20 protein-coding genes and 1 riboswitch are annotated in these 21,096 nt (G+C 72.4%); of the genes, 7 read left to right on the top strand and 13 right to left on the bottom strand.

The genetic code is table 11. The features are described 5' to 3' along the window. Positions 1 to 141: 141 nt before the first annotated feature. Entirely contained in the window at positions 142 to 1,779 is a 1,638-nt protein-coding gene (locus tag ACWCXH_RS27050; RefSeq protein ID WP_449804071.1) for a DNA repair helicase XPB, read from the top strand. A gap of 7 nt (positions 1,780 to 1,786) precedes the next feature. On the opposite strand, the gene ACWCXH_RS27045 is transcribed toward ACWCXH_RS27050, so the two are convergent. After that, positions 1,787 to 1,942, bottom strand: a complete 156-nt coding sequence (locus ACWCXH_RS27045; RefSeq protein ID WP_449804070.1) for a hypothetical protein — start codon at positions 1,940 to 1,942, stop codon at positions 1,787 to 1,789. 289 nt (positions 1,943 to 2,231) lie between these two features. Between ACWCXH_RS27045 and ACWCXH_RS27040 the strand changes: the two genes are divergently transcribed. Next, positions 2,232 to 4,334: a HelD family protein gene (locus ACWCXH_RS27040; protein ID WP_449804069.1), complete on the top strand. Its 2,103-nt coding sequence runs from the start codon at positions 2,232 to 2,234 to the stop codon at positions 4,332 to 4,334. Positions 4,335 to 4,418: 84 nt separating this feature from the next. Here the strand turns inward: ACWCXH_RS27040 and ACWCXH_RS27035 are convergent, their stop codons facing one another. The 3 genes from ACWCXH_RS27035 to ACWCXH_RS27025 are packed head-to-tail and all read right to left on the bottom strand — an operon-like array spanning position 4,419 to position 6,523. Continuing rightward, a complete protein-coding gene (locus ACWCXH_RS27035; protein WP_449804068.1) occupies positions 4,419 to 5,105 on the bottom strand; it encodes a copper homeostasis protein CutC in 687 nt (228 codons plus the stop codon). Positions 5,106 to 5,162: 57 nt separating this feature from the next. Further along, a complete protein-coding gene (locus ACWCXH_RS27030; RefSeq protein WP_449804067.1) occupies positions 5,163 to 6,143 on the bottom strand; it encodes a hypothetical protein in 981 nt (326 codons plus the stop codon). After that, positions 6,140 to 6,523 (bottom strand): PadR family transcriptional regulator, encoded by a 384-nt coding sequence (locus tag ACWCXH_RS27025; RefSeq protein WP_449804066.1) that lies wholly within the window; start codon positions 6,521 to 6,523, stop codon positions 6,140 to 6,142. Before ACWCXH_RS27025 ends, ACWCXH_RS27030 begins: the two co-directional genes overlap by 4 nt. Positions 6,524 to 6,611: 88 nt before the next feature. On the opposite strand from ACWCXH_RS27025, the gene ACWCXH_RS27020 reads away from it, so the two are divergent. Beyond that, the gene (locus tag ACWCXH_RS27020; protein ID WP_449804065.1) at positions 6,612 to 7,241 is read left to right on the top strand and encodes an HD domain-containing protein; all 630 of its coding nucleotides are present in this window, start codon (positions 6,612 to 6,614) and stop codon (positions 7,239 to 7,241) included. Here ACWCXH_RS27020 and ACWCXH_RS27015 read toward each other — a convergent pair. The 5 genes from ACWCXH_RS27015 to thrC form a co-directional block, all read right to left on the bottom strand. After that, entirely contained in the window at positions 7,238 to 7,588 is a 351-nt protein-coding gene (locus ACWCXH_RS27015; protein ID WP_449804064.1) for a hypothetical protein, read from the bottom strand. The two genes, ACWCXH_RS27020 and ACWCXH_RS27015, sit on opposite strands and share 4 nt — an antisense overlap. A gap of 92 nt (positions 7,589 to 7,680) precedes the next feature. Continuing rightward, positions 7,681 to 9,300, bottom strand: a complete 1,620-nt coding sequence (gene groL / locus ACWCXH_RS27010) for a chaperonin GroEL (RefSeq protein ID WP_449804063.1) — start codon at positions 9,298 to 9,300, stop codon at positions 7,681 to 7,683. A 311-nt stretch (positions 9,301 to 9,611) separates the two neighbouring features. Next, entirely contained in the window at positions 9,612 to 9,812 is a 201-nt protein-coding gene (locus tag ACWCXH_RS27005; RefSeq protein WP_153461112.1) for a cold-shock protein, read from the bottom strand. A gap of 543 nt (positions 9,813 to 10,355) precedes the next feature. Further along, positions 10,356 to 10,634, bottom strand: coding sequence for a MoaD/ThiS family protein (locus ACWCXH_RS27000; RefSeq protein WP_449804062.1), 279 nt, complete (start codon positions 10,632 to 10,634; stop codon positions 10,356 to 10,358). A 28-nt stretch (positions 10,635 to 10,662) separates the two neighbouring features. Further along, entirely contained in the window at positions 10,663 to 11,958 is a 1,296-nt protein-coding gene (thrC, locus tag ACWCXH_RS26995; RefSeq protein WP_449804061.1) for a threonine synthase, read from the bottom strand. A 17-nt stretch (positions 11,959 to 11,975) separates the two neighbouring features. After that, positions 11,976 to 12,109, bottom strand: a riboswitch (SAM riboswitch). Between the two features lie 142 nt (positions 12,110 to 12,251). On the opposite strand from thrC, the gene ACWCXH_RS26990 reads away from it, so the two are divergent. After that, entirely contained in the window at positions 12,252 to 13,256 is a 1,005-nt protein-coding gene (locus ACWCXH_RS26990) for a glucosyl-3-phosphoglycerate synthase (protein ID WP_449804060.1), read from the top strand. A gap of 39 nt (positions 13,257 to 13,295) precedes the next feature. After that, complete coding sequence (locus ACWCXH_RS26985) at positions 13,296 to 14,762, top strand: alpha,alpha-trehalose-phosphate synthase (UDP-forming) (protein ID WP_449804059.1); 1,467 nt, start codon at positions 13,296 to 13,298, stop codon at positions 14,760 to 14,762. Here the strand turns inward: ACWCXH_RS26985 and otsB are convergent. From otsB to ACWCXH_RS26970, 3 genes are all read right to left on the bottom strand, one after another. Beyond that, complete coding sequence (otsB, locus tag ACWCXH_RS26980; protein WP_449804058.1) at positions 14,749 to 15,588, bottom strand: trehalose-phosphatase; 840 nt, start codon at positions 15,586 to 15,588, stop codon at positions 14,749 to 14,751. The genes ACWCXH_RS26985 and otsB overlap by 14 nt on opposite strands. A gap of 109 nt (positions 15,589 to 15,697) precedes the next feature. Next, the gene (locus ACWCXH_RS26975) at positions 15,698 to 15,925 is read right to left on the bottom strand and encodes a DUF3263 domain-containing protein (protein ID WP_449804057.1); all 228 of its coding nucleotides are present in this window, start codon (positions 15,923 to 15,925) and stop codon (positions 15,698 to 15,700) included. Between the two features lie 83 nt (positions 15,926 to 16,008). Further along, positions 16,009 to 17,109 carry an extracellular solute-binding protein gene (locus ACWCXH_RS26970; RefSeq protein ID WP_449804056.1) on the bottom strand — a complete coding sequence of 367 codons (1,101 nt, stop codon included), beginning with the start codon at positions 17,107 to 17,109 and terminating at the stop codon, positions 16,009 to 16,011. Positions 17,110 to 17,585: 476 nt separating this feature from the next. Here ACWCXH_RS26970 and ACWCXH_RS26965 point away from each other — a divergent pair, with 476 nt between their 5' ends. Continuing rightward, complete coding sequence (locus tag ACWCXH_RS26965) at positions 17,586 to 18,551, top strand: ROK family protein (protein ID WP_449804055.1); 966 nt, start codon at positions 17,586 to 17,588, stop codon at positions 18,549 to 18,551. 220 nt (positions 18,552 to 18,771) lie between these two features. After that, a complete protein-coding gene (nagA, locus tag ACWCXH_RS26960) occupies positions 18,772 to 19,968 on the top strand; it encodes an N-acetylglucosamine-6-phosphate deacetylase (protein WP_449804054.1) in 1,197 nt (398 codons plus the stop codon). Positions 19,969 to 20,063: 95 nt separating this feature from the next. Here the strand turns inward: nagA and ACWCXH_RS26955 are convergent, their stop codons facing one another. After that, a complete protein-coding gene (locus tag ACWCXH_RS26955; protein WP_449804053.1) occupies positions 20,064 to 21,044 on the bottom strand; it encodes a hypothetical protein in 981 nt (326 codons plus the stop codon). Positions 21,045 to 21,096 lie beyond the last annotated feature (52 nt).

Genomic DNA, 21,096 nt, shown 5'->3' with positions numbered 1-21,096 from the left:
GTGGTCACCCGACGCGGTCGCGACCCCGCCGCACCCGGCGTGGTCCGGAGTGGAAGCGGCCCGTCCCCGTTCCCCGCGGAATGCGCGACACTGGAGGGTCTGCGTCAATCCACCCTGACAGCCAGTGGAGGGCTCCCCCGCGTGAACGACGGACCGCTCATCGTCCAGAGCGACAAAACTCTTCTCCTGGAGATCGACCACCCCAGGGCCGCCGACTGCCGCCGCGCCATCGCGCCGTTCGCCGAGCTGGAGCGGGCGCCCGAGCACGTGCACACGTACCGGGTGACGCCGCTCGGGCTGTGGAACGCGCGGGCCGCCGGGCACGACGCGGAGCAGGTGGTCGACGCCCTGGTGAACTACTCGCGCTACCCGGTGCCGCACGCGCTGCTGGTGGACGTGGCCGACACCATGGCCCGCTACGGGCGGCTCCAGCTCGTCAAGCACCCCGTCCACGGGCTGGTGCTCACCACCACCGACCGGCCGGTGCTGGAGGAGGTGCTGCGCTCCAAGAAGATCGCCCCGCTGGTCGGCGCCCGGGTCGACCCGGACACCGTCGTGGTGCACCCGTCCGAGCGCGGCCAGATCAAGCAGGTGCTGCTCAAACTCGGCTGGCCCGCCGAGGACTTCGCCGGGTACGTGGACGGCGAGGCGCACCCCATCGACCTGGAGGAGGACGGCTGGCAGCTGCGCCCCTACCAGGCGCAGGCCGTCGAGGGTTTCTGGCACGGCGGCTCCGGCGTCGTCGTGCTGCCCTGCGGGGCCGGCAAGACGCTGGTCGGCGCCGCCGCCATGGCGCACGCGAAGGCGACCACGCTGATCCTGGTCACCAACACCGTCTCGGCCCGGCAGTGGAAGCACGAGCTGGTCAAGCGCACCTCGCTCACCGAGGACGAGATCGGCGAGTACAGCGGCACGAAGAAGGAGATCCGCCCGGTCACCATCGCCACCTACCAGGTGATGACGACCAAGCGGAAGGGCGTGTACGCGCACCTGGAGCTGTTCGACGCGCGCAACTGGGGCCTGGTCGTCTACGACGAGGTCCACCTGCTGCCCGCGCCGGTGTTCAAGTTCACCGCCGACCTCCAGGCCCGCCGCCGCCTCGGCCTGACCGCCACGCTCGTCCGCGAGGACGGCCGCGAGGGCGACGTGTTCAGCCTCATCGGCCCCAAGCGCTTCGACGCGCCGTGGAAGGAGATCGAGGCGCAGGGCTACATCGCGCCCGCCGACTGCTGCGAGGTGCGGGTCACCCTGACCGACTCCGAGCGGCTCGCCTACGCGACGGCCGAACCGGAGGAGCGCTACCGCTTCTGCGCCACGACGGCGACCAAGCAGCGGGTGGTGGAGGCGCTGGTCCGGAAGCACGAGAAGGACCAGACGCTGATCATCGGCCAGTACATCGACCAGCTGGACGAACTCGGGGAGGCGCTCGACGCGCCCGTGATCAAGGGCGAGACCAGCAACACTCAGCGCGAGAAGCTCTTCGACGCGTTCCGGAACAAGGAGATCGGCGTCCTGGTGGTCTCCAAGGTCGCGAACTTCTCGATCGACCTGCCCGAGGCCACGGTGGCCATCCAGGTCTCCGGGACCTTCGGCTCCCGCCAGGAGGAGGCCCAGCGCCTCGGCCGCGTCCTGCGCCCCAAGGCGGACGGCCACGCGGCGCACTTCTACTCGGTGGTCGCCCGGGACACCGTGGACCAGGACTTCGCCGCCCACCGGCAGCGCTTCCTGGCCGAGCAGGGCTACGCCTACCGCATCATCGACGCGGACGACGTGCTGTGACGGCTAGCTAGTACCGGACACCGTCGCGCCCGAGGAAGATCACGCGCGCGGCGGTGTCCAGGGCGATCCCGACGTTGCGGACGGCGGTGGCGAGGGGGTTGCGGTGGCGGCCCGGGAGGGCGGTGGCGCCGGCCGGGGCGGTGGTGGGGTTGCGTGTGCTCATGTCTTCAACGGTAGGTACCCGACCGGCCGAAGGCATCACTCCAACGGCCGTGTCCGACGGGACAGGCCTCGTCCTGCGGGTGTACGGACACCCTGACACCTGCGGGGCTGGAACCCTGAGACGGACGGGTCTAAGATCGTCCGTCTGCCCCCTCCCGCACCGTGGTACCTGCTGTTGTCCCGCAGGCAGCCGGGGGAGGTGCCGGCCGCACGGCAACCGGCCGGCTGTACCCACCGTGAGCTCCATCGATCCGCTGCGCCCGCCACCGGGGCAGCCGGGAAGGTTCGCTGTGCCCGCCACCCCCACCACCGACCCCCTCCAGCGCGAACGCGACCACCTGGCCGCGTCCCGGGCCGCGCTGCGAACGATGCGCGAGGACGTCCAGTCGCTGGACCTGCGCGACGTGACCGGCAGCTGGGTGTCCGCCGTCGTCCTCCAGAACCAGATCGAGGCCAGGATCGCCGCCCTGGCCGACCTCGCCGACACCCCGCTGTTCTTCGGCCGCCTCGACTACCTGCACGCGATCAGCGAGGAACTCGGCGAGGGCACCAGGGGTGCCGCGCGAAGCGCGCCGACCGAGGGTGGTGGCGGGCGACGGGCGGGCGGCGAGAACTTCTACATCGGCCGCCGCCACGTCCACGACGCCGACGGCGACCCGATGGTGATCGACTGGCGCGCGCCGGTCTCCCAGCCGTTCTACCGGGCCAGCCGCACCGAACCGATGGCCGTCGAACGCCGTCGCCGCTTCGGCTACACCGGCGGCGAGCTCACCGCCTACGAGGACGAGCACCTCACCGACCCCACCGAGGCGGACACCACCTCCGCCCTGCTCGCCGCCGAGATCGAGAAGCCCCGCGTCGGCCCGATGCGCGACATCGTCGCCACCATCCAGCCCGAGCAGGACGAGATCGTCCGCTCCGACGTCACGGGCACCATCTGCGTCCAGGGCGCCCCCGGCACCGGGAAGACCGCCGTCGGCCTGCACCGCGTCGCGTACCTGCTGTACGCGCACCGCGAGCGCCTCGCCCGCACCGGCACCCTGGTGATCGGCCCGAACAACGCGTTCCTCTCCTACATCGAGCAGGTCCTCCCCGCCCTCGGCGAACTGGACGTCGCCCAGGCCACCGTGCAGCAGTTGGTCGCCCACGTCGAGGTCAAGGGCGAGGACACCCCCGAGGCGGCCCGGCTGAAGGGCGACGCCCGGATGGCGGAGGTGCTGCGCCGGGCGGTCCGCTCGGGCATCGCGCTGCCCACCGAACCCTGCGTGGTGGTCCGCGGCTCCCGCCGCTGGCGCGTCCCCGCGTACGAACTGGCGGAGATCATCGAGGAGTTGAAGGGCCGCGAGATCCGCTACGGCGCCGCCGGCGAGGCCCTGCCACAGCGCATCGCGCACGCCGTGCTGCTGAAGATGGAGCAGTCCGGGGAGGCCCCGGACGACCGGGTGCAGGACGCGGTGGCCCGCAACTCCGCGGTCAAGGCGGTCGCCAAGCAGTGCTGGCCGCCGGTCGACCCGGCCAAGCTGGTGCTGCGGCTGCTCTCCGAGCCGGCGTTCCTGGCCGAGTGCGCCGAGGGCGTGCTCACCGCCGAGGAGCAGCGGGCGGTGCTGTGGCCCAAGCCCGGCCGCTCGGTGAAGACCGCCCGCTGGACGGCCGCGGACGCCGTCCTGGTCGACGAGGCCGCCGACCTGGTCCAGCGCACGCCCTCGCTCGGGCACGTGGTGCTGGACGAGGCCCAGGACCTCTCCCCGATGCAGTACCGGGCGGTCGGCCGCCGCTGCACCACCGGCTCGGCGACCGTCCTCGGCGACCTCGCCCAGGGCACCACCCCGTGGGCGACGGCGAGTTGGCCGGACGCCCTGCACCACCTGGGCAAGCCGGGCGCCCACGTCGAGGAGCTCACCAAGGGCTTCCGGGTGCCGGATGAGGTCATCGTGTACGCCTCCCGGCTGCTGCCCGCGATCGCCCCCGGCCTGGCCCCGGCGACCTCGGTCCGCGAGGCCCCGGGGTCGCTGACGATCCGCCACGTCCCGGACGCGGAGCTGACGGAGGCCGTGATCGAGGCCTGCCGCCGGGCCCTGGAGCACGAGGGCTCGACCGGCCTGATCGCAGCGGACGCGCGCATCGCGCTGCTCGCCGAGGCGCTGACCGCGGCCGGCCTGCCGCACCTCTCCCCCGGCGCCGAGACCAGCGCCGAGGCCCGGCTGACGCTCGTCCCGGCCTCGCTGGCCAAGGGCCTGGAGTACGACTACGTGGTGCTGGACGAGCCCGCCGCCGTGATCGCCGGCGAACCGGACGAGCGCACCGGCCTGCGCCGCCTGTACGTGGCCCTCACCCGTGCCGTCTCCGGCCTGACCGTCCTGCACGCGGAGCCCCTGCCCGAGCAGCTCCGGTAGCGACGGAGGGGCCGGCCCGAACCCGGACCGGCCCCCTCCCTCGCGCGACGGGCACCGGTCGCCCGGCTGTCGGCGCTTCCACGCTCAGCCGTCGACCAGGGCCCGCCACTCGGCGACCTTCGCCGCGTCCACCGGCGTCTGCCACCCGTCGACGCGCACCGCACCGCCGACGTGGAAGGCGTCGAACCCGGCCGCCCGCAGCCCCGGCACGTGCTCGGCTCGCAGGCCGCCGCCGATCAGGATCCGCTGCCCGTACCCGGGCTCACCCTTCCTGGCCAGCTCCGCCAGCAGCACCTCGCGCCCGGCGTCCACGCCGCCCGGCGCGCCCGAGGTGAGGAAGGTGTCCAGCCCCGGCAGCGCGCCGACGGCCGCGCGGACGGCGGCCCGGTCGGCGCTGTGGTCGATCGCCCGGTGGAAGGTCCAGCGGCAGCCGGCCACCGCGTCCGCGACCGCCGCGGTGGCGGCGGGGTCGACGGCGCCGTCCGCGTCGAGGAAGCCGAGGACGAACTCCTCGGCGCCCTCGGCGCGGAGCGCGGCGGCCCGGGCGCACAGCTCGTCCAGGTCGCCCGGCGCGAAGCCGTCCCGGATGCGGAGCATGACGCGCAGCGGCAGGTCGACGGCGGCCCGGATCCGGGCGAAGTCCTCGACGGACGGGGTGAGCCCGTCCGCGGCCATGTCCGTGACCAGTTCGAGCCGGTCGGCGCCGCCCGACTCGGCGGCCTGGGCGTCCTGGGGCGTCAGCGCGATGACTTCGAAAATTGGTCTAGACATGTCTGACAGCCTGCCACACACCCCCGGCCCCGGCCAGCCCGCCCCGCCCGCTTCCGGTCACGCCGGAATGCGCTCCCCCTCGGCGTCGCCACCGGCCCCGGGACCGCCCGCGCCTCCCCGCCCGATCCGGTGCATCGCCATCGCGACGATCACCATCAGCCCGATCACCGGCAGCGCCATCGGCAGCAGCTGGGAGATCCCACGCGACTCGCGCCAGATGTTGAACAGGCTCGCGAACGTCGTCAGCGACAGCATCGCGACGCCCACGGCGGCCGGCAGCTCCTTCCCGCGCAGCGCGGTGAAGGTCAGCAGCACCGGCACGAGCAGCAGCACCACGAACCACTGGACGTCCAGCGGGAAGCTGGTGTCGTCCCAGCGCTGGAGCCACACCAGCGCCGCACCACCGGCCACCGAGGCCAGCACCACCCCGCGGGTGCGCCAGTCCGGCTTCGGCAGCAGCTCCGTCGGCGCCGCGAGCAGCAACGCCGCAGCGGCCGCGGCCGGCAGGGTCGCCATGCCGACGTACCCGGCCCACCAGAGGTCGAAGAACGTCGGCCCGGTGAACGCCTGCGCCAGGACGGCCAGTCCGAGCACCGCCTGCACCAGGGCGATGACGCGCACCGCCGTCCACCGCCCGAGCAGCGCCGCCACCGCGAGCAGCAGCGCGGTCGCCGGCGGCGCGATGGTCGTGGCGTACGTGGTGTACGAGTGGTCCCAGGTGAGCCGGAAGGAGGCCCCGTCCGGGTCGGTGATCCACGGCACCAGGCCCGAGCCGGCCAGCGCGCCGGCGACCATCGGCGCGGCCAGCGCGAGCACCCGCCCGAGCATCCCGGAGCCGGTCAGCCCGAGCCGTACCCGCAGCCCGTACGCGGCCAGGTCGAACACCTCCCGGGCGACGGCCGAGCGGCCCGCCTCCGCGGTGGCGTCGGCGAAGACCGCGGACAGTTCGTCGCCCCGCTCGCGCCGGTAGCGGGCCGGGTACAGCCGGAGCGCGGCCCGCAGCGCGGTCGAGGGCGCCCCGATCATCGGTGTGGTCATGCGAAACTCCCCCCCATCAGGGCCCGTCCCTCGGGCCTCGGCTTCCCCTTCAGGGCCGACCGGACGGTGGCCAGGCGGCGCTCCGCCTCGGCGGCCACGACCCGCAGCCGCTCGGCCTCGGTGGCCAGCGCGCCCCGGCCGGCATCGGTCAGCGCGTACGTGCGCCGGGCGCGGCCGTCCACGATCTCCTCGGCGGCGACCTCGATCAGCCCCTGGCCCAGCAGCCGGTCGAGCGCGCCGTAGAGCGTGCCGGTGCGCATCTTGACCCGGCCGCCCGAGATCTCGGCGATCTCCTGGATGAGCGCGTAGCCGTGCCTCGGGGCGTCAGCCAGCGCGGTGAGCAGCAGCAGCGTCGGCTCCTGCATCGAGCGTTCTGTCATGTGTCTACATATATCGTCAACCGGCATATAGGTCCAGCGCCAGCCCCACCCGCGACACGGCTGTGACACGCCCAGCACAATGACGCCCATGCCGAACACCGAGGACCTGCTCGCCGACTGGACCGCCCTGCTGCACCGCTGCGGCACCACCGCCGACCCCGAGCCGTACGGGCGGGAGCTGCTCCGCCGCTGGGCCGAGCCCCAGCGGCGGTACCACACCGTCGATCACCTGCGCGCGGTCCTGCGGCACGTCGACGGCCTCGCCGGGCACGCCGCCGACCCGGACGCCGTCCGGCTCGCCGCCTGGTTCCACGACGCCGTCTACCGGCCCGACCGCTCCGAGAACGAGGAGCGCAGCGCCGCCCTCGCCGTCCGGGCCCTCACCGCCGCCGGCCTGCCCGCCGAGCGGATCGCCGAGGTCGAACGCCTCGTCCTGCTCACCGTCACCCACGACCCCGCCCCGGGCGACCGCGACGGCGAGGTGCTGTGCGACGCGGACCTCGCCGTGCTCGGCGGCGCCCCGGAGGCGTACGCCGCCTACGCGGCCGCCGTCCGCGGGGAGTACGCCTTCGTGCCCGAGCCGGACTTCCGGGCGGGCCGGGCGGCGGTCCTGCGCCAACTCCTCGCCCTGCCCGCGCTCTACCGCACCCCGGCCGCCCACGAGCGCTTCACGGCGTCCGCCCGCGCCAACCTGGCGGCCGAACTCGCCGCGCTCTAGACCAACTTCCCCACCGGCGCGACGACGACGCCCCGCTTGCCGCACACCCAGTGCGGGTCCGGCCCCAACTCCGGCTCCACCCCGAGCGCGTGCGGGTCGCCGTCGGCCGCGCAGTCGGTGCACAGCGGCCAGCGCCCGTACGCCTCCAGCAGCGCGTCCTGGACGTCCTGGGCGACCAGCCCGAGCACGTACTCGGTGCCGTCCGGCCACTGCTCCAGCCACCACCGGCGGTGCGTGACGGCCTGCTCCACGAGCGAGACGACGGCGGCGTCCGCCACGTCCCGGGCGGTGAGGTCGGCCAGGATCAGCGCACGGGCGTTGTGCAGGGCGGTCTCTATGTCAGCCATCCGGCAATCCTCCCAAAGAACGCCGCGTGGGCGGCCCCCCCGAAGGGGACCGCCCACGCGATCAGGAATCCGATCCGGTCGAACGACCAGGATCAGAAGTCCATGTCACCGCCCGGCATGCCGCCGGCCGGCGCAGCGGCCTTCTCCGGCTTGTCGGCGATGACGGCCTCGGTGGTGAGGAACAGGGCCGCGATGGAGGCCGCGTTCTGCAGCGCCGAGCGGGTGACCTTGGCCGGGTCGATGATGCCCACGGCGATCAGGTCGACGTACTCGTTGGTGGCGGCGTTCAGGCCGTGACCGGCGGGGAGGTTGCGCACCTTCTCCACCACGACGCCGCCCTCGAGGCCGGCGTTGGTCGCGATCTGCTTGATCGGGGCCTCCAGCGCCACGCGGACGATGTTGGCACCGGTGGCCTCGTCGCCCTCCAGCTCCAGCTTGTCGAAGGCGACACCGGCCTGCAGCAGGGCGACGCCACCACCGGCGACGATGCCCTCCTCGACGGCGGCCTTGGCGTTGCGGACGGCGTCCTCGATGCGGTGCTTGCGCTCCTTGAGCTCCACCTCGGTGGCCGCGCCGGCCTTGATGACGGCCACGCCGCCGGCCAGCTTGGCGAGGCGCTCCTGGAGCTTCTCGCGGTCGTAGTCCGAGTCGCTGTTCTCGATCTCGGCGCGGATCTGGTTCACGCGGCCCGCGACCATCTCGCTGTCACCGGCACCGTCGACGATCGTGGTCTCGTCCTTGGTGATGACGACCTTGCGGGCGCCACCCAGGAGGTCCAGACCGGCGTTCTCCAGCTTCAGGCCGACCTCCTCGGAGATCACGGTGCCGCCGGTGAGGGTGGCGATGTCCTGGAGCATGGCCTTGCGGCGGTCGCCGAAGCCCGGGGCCTTGACGGCGACGGACTTGAAGACGCCCTTGATCTTGTTGACGATCAGGGTCGACAGGGCCTCGCCCTCGACGTCCTCGGCGATGATGACGAGCGGCTTGCCGCTCTGCATGACCTTCTCCAGCAGCGGGAGCAGGTCCTTGATCGAGCCGATCTTGGAGTTGGCGATGAGGATGTACGGGTCCTCGAAGGTCGCCTCCATGCGCTCCAGGTCGGTGGCGAAGTAGGCGGAGATGTAGCCCTTGTCGAAGCGCATGCCCTCGGTGAGCTCGAGCTCCAGGCCGAAGGTGTTGCTCTCCTCGACGGTGATGACGCCTTCCTTGCCGACCTTGTCCATGGCCTCGGCGATCAGCTCGCCGATCTGGGTGTCGGCGGCGGAGATGGAGGCGGTGGAGGCGATCTGCTCCTTGGTCTCCACGTCGGTGGCCTGGGCCAGCAGCTGGTCCGAGACGGCGGCGACGGCCTTCTCGATGCCGCGCTTCAGGGCCATCGGGTTGGCGCCGGCGGCGACGTTGCGCAGACCCTCGCGCACCAGGGCCTGGGCGAGCACGGTGGCGGTGGTGGTGCCGTCGCCCGCGACGTCGTCCGTCTTCTTGGCGACCTCCTTGACGAGCTCCGCACCGATCTTCTCGTACGGGTCCTCGAGCTCGATCTCCTTGGCGATGGAGACACCGTCGTTGGTGATGGTGGGGGCGCCCCACTTCTTCTCCAGCACGACGTTGCGACCCTTGGGGCCGAGCGTGACCTTCACTGCGTCGGCGAGCTGGTTCATGCCACGCTCAAGGCCGCGGCGAGCTTCCTCATCAAAGGCGATGATCTTGGCCATCTGAAGTGGTCCTCCGGGACACGGTCGACTGCTCGGACCAAGGGGTGCCCGCGACGGACGGCCAAGGTGTGCGGGGGTCCATTCCCCTACCGCTCCCAGGGCCTCACCGACCCGGTCCGCTTGTCACTCTCAAGCTGTGAGTGCTAACGCCAATGATTAGCACTCCGGGTGGTCGAGTGCAAGCCCAACCGCCAAGCCGGGAACCGATCCGGGAACGCCGACGGGCCCGTACGACGCGTGTCGCACGGGCCCGTCGAGAAGCGAGTGGTCACCAGCCGTGGGCCGCGCCGAGCTCCTGGAGCCGAAGGGGGTCAGACCGCGCGGACCATGTCCGCCTGCGGGCCCTTCTGTCCCTGGGAGATCTCGAACTCGACCCGCTGGCCCTCCTCGAGGGTGCGGTAGCCGTCCATCTGGATCGCGCTGTAGTGGACGAAGACGTCCGCACCACCGTCGACCGCGATGAAGCCGTAGCCCTTCTCCGCGTTGAACCACTTGACGGTGCCCTGAGCCATTCCGAACTCCCCTAGTGCTGTGCTGGCCCTTCACGGTCCCGCAGGTCGCGGGCCCGGGTTGGTTTGAAGGCCGGCCCGGGGAACCCCCCCTGGGCGCGGCCGTGCACGCCGCAATCCACCACCCCGAACGGCATCCGGTGAGCGGGTGATTGCGTCGACCGCGGCTGAATGTATCCGGATCGACGCCCTCTGCAACAGGGCCCTCCACGGTGAATTCCAGGGCCGCGCCAAGGGACAGGACGGGCCGAACCGGAAGGAACTCGGCATTTCACGCCGGACATAGCGGACGAATTACCCAAATCCCCTGGAGAATTCTGACATCCGCCTGACATGTTTCCCGGGACCCGGACCCGGCCGGTCGGGGCGGCGGACGGCGGGGCGGCGGCTCTCGCGGGGAGGGCGAGGGGGAGCCCTGTTCCCGGCCGACCGACACTCTACTCCCACTCGACCGGGAAATATTCCCGCCGAAATACGAGCGGCCGTCCGCGCGTACGGAATGCGGAATTCCGTACGCACGGACGGCCGGTCGGAGCGGGGCGCGGCTCAGCAGCCGCCGGCCACCGCCGGAATGATCGAGACGCTGGCGCCGTCCTTGATCTCGGTCGCCAGGCCCTCCGCGAAGCGCACGTCGTCGTCGTTCACGTAGACGTTGACGAAGCGGCGCAGCTTGCCGGTGTCGTCCAGGATGCGGGCCGAGATGCCCACGTGGCTCTTCTCCAGGTCGGCGATGACGTCGCCCAGGGTGCCGCCGTCGGCGGTCACCTCGGCGGCTCCGCCGGTGTAGGTGCGCAGGATGGTGGGGATGCGGACGGTGGCGCTCATGGCGTGGCTCTCCTACTGGGTGGGGGGGTCAGGCGGACGCGAGACCGGCGCTGCGGAAGGACTCCAGCGTCGGGCGGATGACCGCGGTCATCCCGGCATCGGCGACGGCGTCCAGGGTCTTGAGGCCGTCGCCGGTGTTGATCGCGACGGTCTCCTTGGCCGGATCCAGCTGCCCGGTCTCGACCAGCTTCTTCAACACGCCGACGGTCACCCCGCCCGCGGTCTCGGCGAAGATGCCCTCGGTGCGGGCCAGCAGCCGGATCGCGGCCACCACCTCGGCGTCGGTGACGTCCTCGACCGCACCGCCCGTGCGCCGCGCGATGTCCAGCACGTACGGGCCGTCCGCCGGGTTGCCGATCGCCAGCGACTTGGCGATGGTGTCCGGCTTCACCGGCTTGATCACGTCCCGCCCCGCCTTGAACGCCGCCGAGACCGGCGAGCAGCCCTCGGCCTGGGCGCCGAAGATCCTGTACGGCCGGTCCTCGACCAGCCCGAGCCCGATCAGCTCCTGCAGCCCCTTGTCGATCTTCGTGAGCTGCGAGCCCGAGGCGATCGGGATGACGATCTGCTCCGGCAGCCGCCAGCCGAGCTGCTCGCAGATCTCGTACGCGAGCGTCTTGGAGCCCTCGCCGTAGTACGGACGGAGGTTGACGTTGACGAAGCCCCAGCCCTCGCCGGCCGGGTCGCCGATCAGCTCGGAGCAGAAGCGGTTCACGTCGTCGTAGTTGCCCTCGATGCCGACCAGCTCGCCGCCGTACACCCCGGCCATGACGACCTTGCCCTGCTCCAGGTCGTGCGGGATGAAGACGCACGAGCGCAACCCGGCCCGGGCCGCCGCCGCGCCCACCGCACCGGCCAGGTTGCCGGTCGACGAGCAGGACAGCGTCGTGTAGCCGAAGGCCCGCGCGGCCTCGATGGCACAGGCCACCACGCGGTCCTTGAACGAGTGCGTCGGATTCCCCGAGTCGTCCTTCACGTGCAACTTCGCCGTGAAGCCCAACTCCCGCCCCAGGTTGTCCGCCGTGACCAGCGGGGTCCACCCCGGGTTCAGATTGGGCTTCGACGCGACATCGGCCGGCACCGGCAGCAGCGGCGCGTAACGCCAGATCGACGCGGGCCCCGCCTCGATGCGCTTGCGCAGTTCCTCGGCGCCCTCGCCGCCGAACTCGTACGCGATCTCCAGGGGCCCGAAGCACTCCAGGCAGGCGAAGCTCGGACCGAGCGGGAAGCGGGTCCCGCACTCCCGACAGGACAGCGCGGTGGCGGGGCCGAGATCCACGGACACGGGTGCGGCGCCGAATGCGGATGTCGCAGTGATAGCCATGATGGCGGAGGCCTCTCTCCTCATCTTCCCCGTGGCACGGTCGCGCCACGGGCCGGAATTGGCACCTGTCCCGCCGGGGCCTGGTGGCCGGCCGCGCGAGAAGGTTGCCGGGACGTCAACGGGCCGTTCCCTCAGTCCCTCTGGATGAGCTTGTGAAGTTGTCGTCAGCGGCGACCCCGGCGTGCGAAGGTCCGACCGCTGTACGAAGACTGTATCCGAAGGCGCCAAAGCCGAAAGGGACCGTCCGCCACGCGAGATGGCCCGTTCCAACCCGATCCGCCGAGGAGAGTCCCGTGCCCGCCGAACCGATCCCCGCGCTCCTCCCGCAGGCGGCCTCCTGGCTGAGCCGCCGCTCGTGGAGCGCGGCCGACCGGCCGGTCGACACCCTCCTCGCGGCCAAGCGGCGCACCGGCCACACCGTCAGCGTCGTGCTGCCCGCCCTCGACGAGGAGGCCACCGTCGGCGACATCGTCCGGACCATCCGCCGCGAGCTGATGGAGCGTCTCCCCCTGGTCGACGAACTCGTCGTCGTCGACTCCGGCTCCGCCGACGCGACCGCCGCCGTCGCCGCCGAGGCCGGCGCCCGGGTCGTGCACCGCGACGCCATCCTGCCCCGGCTGCCCGCCGCCCCCGGCAAGGGCGAGGTGCTGTGGCGCTCGCTGCTGGTCACCCGCGGCGACATCGTCTGCTTCGTCGACGCCGACCTGCGCGAGTTCGACCCCGCCTTCGTCTCCGGCACCGTCGGCCCGCTGCTCACCGAACCGGCCATCCAGCTGGTCAAGGCCATGTACGACCGCCCCTTCGAGACGGAGACCGGCGCAACCGTTCCCGCCGGCGGCGGCCGCGTGACCGAACTCGTCGCCCGTCCCCTCCTCAACCTGCACTGGCCGGAACTCGCCGGTTTCGTCCAGCCGCTCGGCGGCGAGTACGCGGCCCGCCGCGCACTGCTCGAACGGCTGCCCTTCCCCACCGGCTACGGCGTCGAACTCGGCCTACTGGTCGACGCGTTGGACCTCGTCGGCCTCGACGCCCTGGCCCAGGTGGACGTCGGCGTCCGCCACCACCGCCACCAGGACGGCCAGGCGCTCGGCCGGATGGCCGCCACCATCTACCGCACCGCGCTGGAGCGCCTCGACCGCGCCCACCGGCTCAAGGCCTCCGCCGACCTCGTCCACCCCCTGCTCACCCAGTTCACCCGCGACCCGGACACCCGCGCGTTCACCGCCCACACCCACCCGGTGACGGCCCTGGAACGCCCCCCGATGCACACCGTCCCGGAATACGCCACCCGCCACTGAAAGGGTTTGCCGCCCCGGACCCCCGGCAACATGCCAACCATGGGCGATCTGACGACCGAACGTTCGAGTGTGACCGGCACCGCCCCCGTCCTGGTGGCGTCCAACCGCGGGCCGGTCTCCTTCAGCACCGCGGACGACGGCACGCTGACCCTCAAACGCGGCGGCGGAGGCCTCGTCTCCGGCCTCTCCGCGATCGACGACCCGCACGCCGTCTGGGTCTGCGCCGCCCTCGGCGACGCCGACCGCCGTGCCGCCGCCGCGGCCCCGAACGGCCGCCTCGACCTGGCCGACCACGATGTCGGCGGACAGGCCGTCCGGATGCTGGACATAGACCCCGAGACCTTCGCCCACGCCTACAACGGCGTCGCCAACTCGACCCTCTGGTTCGTCCACCACCTGCTCTACGCGACCCCCACCGCCCCCGCCTTCGACGCCGGTTTCCGCAGCGAGTGGACCGCCTACGGGGCCTACAACACCGCCTTCGCGGAAGCGCTGGCAGCCGAAGCCGCCCCGAACGCGGCGGTCCTCGTCCAGGACTACCACCTCTCCCTCACCCCCGCACTCCTCCGCAAAACCCGCCCCGACCTGCGGATCGGCCACTTCTCGCACACCCCCTGGGCCCCGCCCGAGTACTTCCGGCTACTCCCGGACGATGTCGCCGGATCCGTCCTCGCCGGCATCCTCGGCGCCGACCGGGCCGGCTTCCTCACCGAACGCTGGGCCAGGGCATTCGCCGCCTGCTGCGAGGACGTCCTGGGCGCCACCGTCGACCACGACGCCCTCACCGTCACCCACGCCGGCCGCACCACCCACCTCGGCGTGCACGCCCTCGGCGCCGACGCCGACTTCCTGCGCGAGCGCGCCCACCGCCCCGACGTCGACGAACGCCTCGCCGCCCTGCGCGAAGCCGTCGGCGACCGCCGCACGATCGTCCGGGTCGACCGCACCGAACTGAGCAAGAACATCGTCCGCGGCCTCCAGGCCTACCGGCACCTCCTGCGCGCGCACCCGCAGTGGCACGACCGCGTCGTACACATCGCCTTCGCCTACCCGTCCCGCACCGACCTGGCCGAATACCGGGACTACACCGCCCGGGTGCAACAGCTCGCGGACGCCATCAACACCGAATTCGCCACCCCCGCCTGGCGGCCGCTGATCCTGCACGTCGACGACGACTTCCCGCGCTCCCTCGCCGCCTACCGGCTGGCCGACGTCGCCCTGGTGAACCCCATCCGGGACGGCATGAACCTGGTGGCCAAGGAGGTCCCGGTGGTCTCCGACCACGGCTGCGCGCTGGTCCTGTCCCGCGAGGCCGGCGCCCACGCCGAACTGGCCGACGACGCGATCACCATCAACCCGTTCGACGTCATCGAGACGGCCGACGCCCTCCACACGGGCCTCGTCATGTCCGCCGAGGAACGCGCCGACCGCACCAAGCGCCTGGCCGCGGCAGCCACCGCCCTCCCCCCGCAGCAGTGGTTCCTGGACCAGCTCAACGCGCTCTGATCGCCTCCCCCAGATCCCCCAGCAGCTCCACCACACCCGAGGGCCCGGACACCACCAGGTCCGCCCGATCGGCGAGCTCCCGCACCGGCGCGTCCCCCACCGCGCCGCTGCACACGAGCACGCCCGCGAGCCCCTCCCCCCGCAGCTTCTCGACGGCCGCGAAGGCCGCGACATCACCCAAATCGTCGCCCGCGTACAAAACGGACCGGGCCCCGCGCTCCCGCAGGAACCCCGTCAGAGCAGCGCCCTTGTCCACCCCCGGAGGCCGCAGTTCCAGAACCAGCCGCCCGGGCTCGACCACCAGCCCGTGCTCCGCCGCAAGACCGGCCACCGGTCCACGCAACAACTCCAGTGCCTCTTCAGGCGCCCCCGTACGCCGCGTGTGCACCGCCACCGAGCGCCCCTTGTCCTCCACCCACGTCCCCTGGGGCGCCCCCACGGCAGCCAGAACCCCGGGCAGAGCGCCCCGCGCCGCGGCAACCCCCGGATGCACTTCGGGCGCCGAAACCCGACCCCCCTCCCACCGCTCGACCCCGTAGTGCCCGAGCACCACGACCCCCGGCACCCCCGCGAACCCCCCGTACTCCACCGCCACCGCAGCCGGCCGCCCCGTGACGACGACAACAGCCCGGACGAACGGCGCCACCCCCCGAAGCGCCCCCACCACCCCCGGATGCGCCCGCGCCCGATCAGGATCCGCAACGATCGGCGCCAACGTTCCGTCGAAGTCCAGCGCAACCACCGCATCACCGGGCGCAGCCAGAATCCCCCGAACCCCGTCCCGCCCGGCCTCGGTCACCGGCACCCACTTCTCGTCAAAGCCCATGCCGTGCCCATACCCCGAGCCCCAGCCGCCTTACCGCGCGGGCGCACGGCGAAGCCAGGCGCCCGCGCCCCGACAGAAGTCCCCCACCACCCGCACCAACCCACCCCCGTCAGCGCGCCGCGCGCCGCGCCTCCCGCACACGCCGCAACCGATTCACCAACACCGGCGCATGCGCCAACGCCTCCGGCCGGTCCAACAGAGCGTTCAGCAACTGGTAGTACCGCGTGCCGGAGAGCCCCAGCTCCTCCCGGATCGCCCGTTCCTTGGCCCCCGCCGTACGCCACTGGCGCCCTTCGAGCTCCAGCACCGCCCGGTCCCGCTCACTCAACTCGCCCACGAGAACACCTCCTACGAAGTGTCATTCTCGGACGCACCCCCGACACACCTCTGACCGAGCCCCCCGAAGCCCCCGGCCCGGCCTCACCTGCGAAGCCGGGCCGCCTCCTTCACGGCGGCGTCCTGCAGCCCGGTGAGCACCTGCTTCGGGTCCCCGGTGACGGCCTCCCCGATCCCCGCCTTGATCCGGTTGCTCACGTCCGCCCAGGCCGGGTCGCCGAACGGGTAGAAGCTGGCGCCGGTCAGCCCGGTCGCGAACTGCTTGAGGTCCGTGTGCTTCGGGTCCGACGACATCTGGCTGAACGCGTCCTGGGTCACCGGCAGCAGGTTGTACCGCTCGTCGAACTTGAGCTGGTTCTCCCGCAGGTACACGAAGGACAGGAACTTCTTGATCTGGACCTTGTGCCCGTTGGCCTTGAACGCCATCATCCAGTCCTCGACGCCGAGGCTGCCGGTCTTGCCGGTCCCGTCCTTCTTGGGGATCGGCGCCGTCCCGAAGTCGATGTTCCCGGCGGTGGCCGTCCGCAGCAGCGTCGGGTGCCCGTTCAGCATCGCGACCTTCCCGGCCGCGAAGTCCTGGAAGACCGCGGTGCGGTTCATCTTGCCGGGCTCGGGATAGGTCAGACCGGTGCTCACCAGGTTGCTCTTCAACCACCCGAAAGTGGCCTGGTTCTGGGCACTGTCGATCGTGTAATTACCGACGTCGTCCGACAGGGCACCGCCCCCGCTCAGCGTCCACAGCATGGACTCGGCCGGCGCCTCCTCGGGCCCCAGCGGGAGCCCGTACGGGGTCACGCCCGGCGCCTTCGCCTTGATCTTCTCGGCGTCCTGCCGCAGCTCGTTCCACGTGGCCGGCGGCTGGCCGATTCCCGCCTGCCTGAAGAGCGCCTTGTTGTAGAAGAGCACCCGGGAGGAGGAGACGAAGGGAATCCCGTACTGCGTGCCGAGCACCTGCCCGGCGTGGGCGAAGGAGTCCATGAACTTGGCCTGGGTGTCCAGCGAGAGCGCGTCCGCCGCCGGGTACAGCCGGTCCGCGGCGACCTGGTCGGCGAAGCCGCCGGTCTGCAGGAGGTCGGGCGACTTGCCGGCCGCGATCAGGTCGTCGACCTTCTTGCCGATGTCGGTCCAGCTCTCGACGTCGACGTCCACCTTGATGCCGGGGTTCTGCGCCTCGAAGCCGCGCACGACCTCGTCCCAGTACAGCTTGGAGCTGGTGTCGGCGTTCTCGCCGTAGTCCGCGGCGACCAGCTTGAGGGTGACGGGCCCGCCGTCCCGCTGCAGGCGCTGACCGCGGTGAGCACCAGCGCTCCGGCCAGCGCGGTGCCGAGCACACGGGTGGGAACGTGGGCACGCCTGTTCAACGCGGGTACCGCCTTCAGGGGGAGAAATGCGACCGGAAGGGTGAATCCGGCAGGAGGGAGGCGCAACACTGCCAAAGCGACCCCACAGTGGTCCATACCTCTGCCCCATATCCGGCAAGTAGTTATCGAAGTGCGGACGTCGTTGCACGATGTGCAACGAAACGGCCACTCAACCCCCTTCCGGCCGCCCGCCCCGAAGCCCCCGCACCCGCTTCTGCGACAAAGCTCACCCAGCATGGACCAGACCAATCCGACAACTGGACTAGACCTCTTCGACCTGCCCAAGGGAAACTGTCCTCCGTGAAGCACGTCATCGCACTCGATGTAGGCGGCACCGGCATGAAGGCCGCGCTGCTCGCCCGGGACGGCTCCGTGCTGTTCGAGGCACGCCGACCGACCGGGCGGGAGCACGGCACGGACGCCGTCGTCGCCGCCATCCTCGACTTCGCCGCCGACCTGGCGGCCGAGGGCCGCGCCCGCTTCGGCGTCGCCCCGCTCGCGGCCGGCGTCGCCGTGCCGGGCACGATCGACGAGAAGAACGGCATCGCGGTCTACTCCGCCAACCTCGGCTGGCGCGACCTCCCGCTCCGCGAGCTCCTCGGCGAGCGCCTCGCGCGCCTCACCCCAGGAGCCGGCACCGCCCCGATCCCCGTCGCCCTCGGCCACGACGTGCGCTCCGGCGGCCTCGCCGAGGGCCGGATCGGCGCCGGCCGGGGCGTCGACCGCTTCCTGTTCATCGCACTGGGCACCGGCATCGCCGGCGCCATCGGCATCGACGGCCGCATCGAGGCCGGGGCCCACGGCTACGGCGGCGAGATCGGCCACGTCGTGGTCCGCCCGGGCGGCCCGCGGTGCGGCTGCGGCGCCCGCGGCTGCCTGGAGACGCTGGCCTCGGCCTCCGCCGTCTCCCGGGCCTGGGCCGCGGCCGGCGGCGACCCCGACGCCGACGCGGCATCCTGCGCCGCCGCGGTGGACGCCGGGGACGACCGGGCGCTCGCGGTCTGGCAGGAGGCCGTCGACGCCCTGGCGGACGGCATCGTGCTCGCCCAGAGCCTGCTCGACCCGTCCACGGTGATCGTCGGCGGCGGACTGGCCGAGGCCGGCGACACGCTCTTCACCCCGCTGCGCGCGGCGGTCACCGAGCGCCTCACCTTCCAGATGCCCCCGAAGGTCGTACCGGCAATGCTGAAAGACACCGCAGCGTCACTGGGAGCCGGTCTCCTCGCCTGGGACCTGCTCTCCGGGCCCCGCCCCCCTCGCCCATGAGGGGGCTCCCCACTCGGCCTCCGAGGCCCCATGCTCGGCACCCGAGGTACCCGAGGCCCCCGAAACCCCCGAAGTCCTCCAGGCCCTCCGGGCCTTCGAGGCCCCACGGCGGCCGACCCCTGACCGCCGCCCGGGGCCAGGTCACCGACAACAGCGGCATGACAGCGCCCAGCGCATTCGAGAACCCGGGACTCCCGTCCCGACAGATGGAGGTGACCGCGTGACTGCCGCGGACCGTGACCGTACCGCACTGGCCGGCGCCCGGCTGGTCCTGCCCGGCGGGGTCGTCGAGGGCGACCGGATCGCCGTCGAGGGCACGAGGATCGCCGCCATCACGAGTGGGGCGAGTGGCGGCGAGACCGAGCCGGGTGACCTCGACCTGACCGGACACACCGTCGTCCCCGGCTTCGTCGACCTGCACGTCCACGGCGGCGGCGGCGCGTCCTACGCCTCCGGCGTCGCCGAGGAGGCCCTGCTCGCCGCCCGCACCCACCTCGAGCACGGCACCACCACCACGATCGCCTCGACCGTCACCGGCGAGATCGACGAAGTCGCCCGCCAGGCCGCCGTCCTGTCCGAGCTGGTCGAGGACGGCGTGCTCGCCGGCATCCACTTCGAGGGCCCGTTCATCTCCCGCAACCGCTGCGGCGCCCACCGCCCCGACCTGCTCCGCGACCCCGACCCGGCGCTCGTCCGCAAGCTCGTCGACGCGGCCCGCGGCCACGCGAAGATGGTCACCCTCGCCCCCGAACTGCCCGGTGGCCTCGACTCCGTCCGCATGCTCGCCGACCTCGGCGTCATCGCGGCCGTCGGCCACACCGATTCCGACTACGCGACCGCCCTGGAAGCCGTCGACGCGGGCGCGAGCGTCGCGACCCACCTGTTCAACGCCATGCCCGCGATCGCCCACCGGGCCCCGGGCCCGGTCGTGGCGCTGCTGGAGGACGAGCGGGTCACCGTCGAGCTGATCAACGACGGCGTGCACCTGCACCCGTCCGTCCTCGACCTCGCCTACGGCACCGCGGGCGCCAACCGCGTCGCCCTGATCACCGACGCCATGGGCGCGGCCGGCATGGGCGACGGCCTCTACCCGCTCGGCCCGCTGCAGGTCGAGGTCAAGGACGGCGTGGCCCGGCTGGTCGAGGGCGGTTCGATCGCCGGCTCGACGCTCACCCTGGACGTCGCGTTCAAGCGCTCGGTCACCGTCAACGGCCTGACGCTCGGCCAGGCCGTCGAGTCGCTCTCCGCGACCCCGGCCCGCCTGCTCGGCCTCGCCGACTCGGTCGGCTCGCTCGAAACCGGCAAGAACGCCGACCTCGTCGTGCTCGACTCGCAGACCTACGACCTCGTCGCCGTCATGCGCCGCGGCCGGTGGATCGTCGGCGGCGACAAGTTCCCCACCGTGAAGCCCGCCTGACCGAACGCCGGCGGCCGCCCTCCCCGACATCCGGAGCGGGCGGCCGCTTCGTGAACTCCCAAGCGCTCTCAAGCGCTCTCAAGCACTGCCGAGCGTCAGTTCGGCTCCAACGTGATCTGGTCGATCAGAATCGACCCACCCGCCGGCACGGTCATCGTGATCGTGTTCGCCCCGGCCTGGAGCTGCGGGAGTATCCACGTCGTGTACCAGGTGGACTCCGGGTCCTTGCCGTTCGCGAAGTTGCTGAACAACAGCCCGCTCGGCCAGTCCTTGCCGTTCACGTTCGCCGCACCCTTCACGTTCCCGCCGGAGTTGTTGAAGTGCACGGTCAGCTTGTACGTCCCGGCCGAGGCGACCTGACCGGTCCAGCTCACCGAACCGCCCGGCTGGAGCGTCAGGTAGCTGCCGTCCGCGGACTTGGCGCCCTTGACGGTGTTCGCGGAGGGCGCGTTCTGGCCCTGCAACTGGTTCGCGTCCACGGTCGTCGGGCCGGCCACGGCGGAGGCGCTCGCGGAGGCCGAGGCCGAGGCGCTCGCCGAAGGAGTACCGGAGGAGGCGCCCGGGGTGGGCGGTGGCGCAGCGGTGGTCTGGCGGCCGGACTTGGCGTTCTTGTCGTCCGGGTCCCCCGTGGAGAGCGCGATCCCGGCACCGATCGCGATCGCCGCGACCACCGCCACCGCGCCGATCACCGCGCCCTTGCTCCGGCCGCTGCTGCTCGGGCGGTCCTCCCCCGGCTGCGGGCGGGAGTGCTCGGCGTAGCGTGTCTGCTGGGTGGGCACCCCGCCGTACTCGGGCTGCTGCTGCCCGTACTGCGGCGGGTACGGCTGACCGTGACCCTGCTGCGGCGGGTACGGCTGCTGCGGCGCAGGCGCACGGGGGGGATAGCTCTGCCCGTACTGGGCGCGGCCGACCTCCATCGGGCGGCTGTACGACGTGCGGGGCACGCCCTGCTGCGGCTCGGCCGGCTGCCCGGGGGAGCCGTCGGCCGGGCGGTAGAGGTAGCCGAAGGGGTCGTCGTCCTGTGGGGCACCGCCCCCCGGGCCCTCGGGCGCTCCGTTGTTGCCGGCGGTCGTCACGGTGGTCAACTCCCCCGTCGTTCGCGCCGCCGGGCTGGCGGGCCGCCGGCGC

The sequence above is a fragment of the Kitasatospora sp. NPDC001660 genome (assembly GCF_053596725.1).
This window is presented reverse-complemented; position numbering and strand designations above follow the sequence as displayed.

What these genes read in the sequence shown, in the direction of transcription:
- ACWCXH_RS27045 (WP_449804070.1), bottom strand. Translation starts at nt 1,942, where the DNA reads ATGAGCACACGCAACCCCACCACCGCCCCGGCCGGCGCCACCGCCCTC.
- ACWCXH_RS27035 (WP_449804068.1), bottom strand. Translation starts at nt 5,105, where the DNA reads ATGTCTAGACCAATTTTCGAAGTCATCGCGCTGACGCCCCAGGACGCC.
- ACWCXH_RS27030 (WP_449804067.1), bottom strand. Translation starts at nt 6,143, where the DNA reads ATGACCACACCGATGATCGGGGCGCCCTCGACCGCGCTGCGGGCCGCG.
- ACWCXH_RS27025 (WP_449804066.1), bottom strand. Translation starts at nt 6,523, where the DNA reads ATGACAGAACGCTCGATGCAGGAGCCGACGCTGCTGCTGCTCACCGCG.
- ACWCXH_RS27020 (WP_449804065.1), top strand. Translation starts at nt 6,612, where the DNA reads ATGCCGAACACCGAGGACCTGCTCGCCGACTGGACCGCCCTGCTGCAC.
- ACWCXH_RS27015 (WP_449804064.1), bottom strand. Translation starts at nt 7,588, where the DNA reads ATGGCTGACATAGAGACCGCCCTGCACAACGCCCGTGCGCTGATCCTG.
- groL (WP_449804063.1), bottom strand. Translation starts at nt 9,300, where the DNA reads ATGGCCAAGATCATCGCCTTTGATGAGGAAGCTCGCCGCGGCCTTGAG.
- ACWCXH_RS27005 (WP_153461112.1), bottom strand. Translation starts at nt 9,812, where the DNA reads ATGGCTCAGGGCACCGTCAAGTGGTTCAACGCGGAGAAGGGCTACGGC.
- ACWCXH_RS27000 (WP_449804062.1), bottom strand. Translation starts at nt 10,634, where the DNA reads ATGAGCGCCACCGTCCGCATCCCCACCATCCTGCGCACCTACACCGGC.
- thrC (WP_449804061.1), bottom strand. Translation starts at nt 11,958, where the DNA reads ATGGCTATCACTGCGACATCCGCATTCGGCGCCGCACCCGTGTCCGTG.
- ACWCXH_RS26985 (WP_449804059.1), top strand. Translation starts at nt 13,296, where the DNA reads ATGGGCGATCTGACGACCGAACGTTCGAGTGTGACCGGCACCGCCCCC.
- otsB (WP_449804058.1), bottom strand. Translation starts at nt 15,588, where the DNA reads ATGGGCTTTGACGAGAAGTGGGTGCCGGTGACCGAGGCCGGGCGGGAC.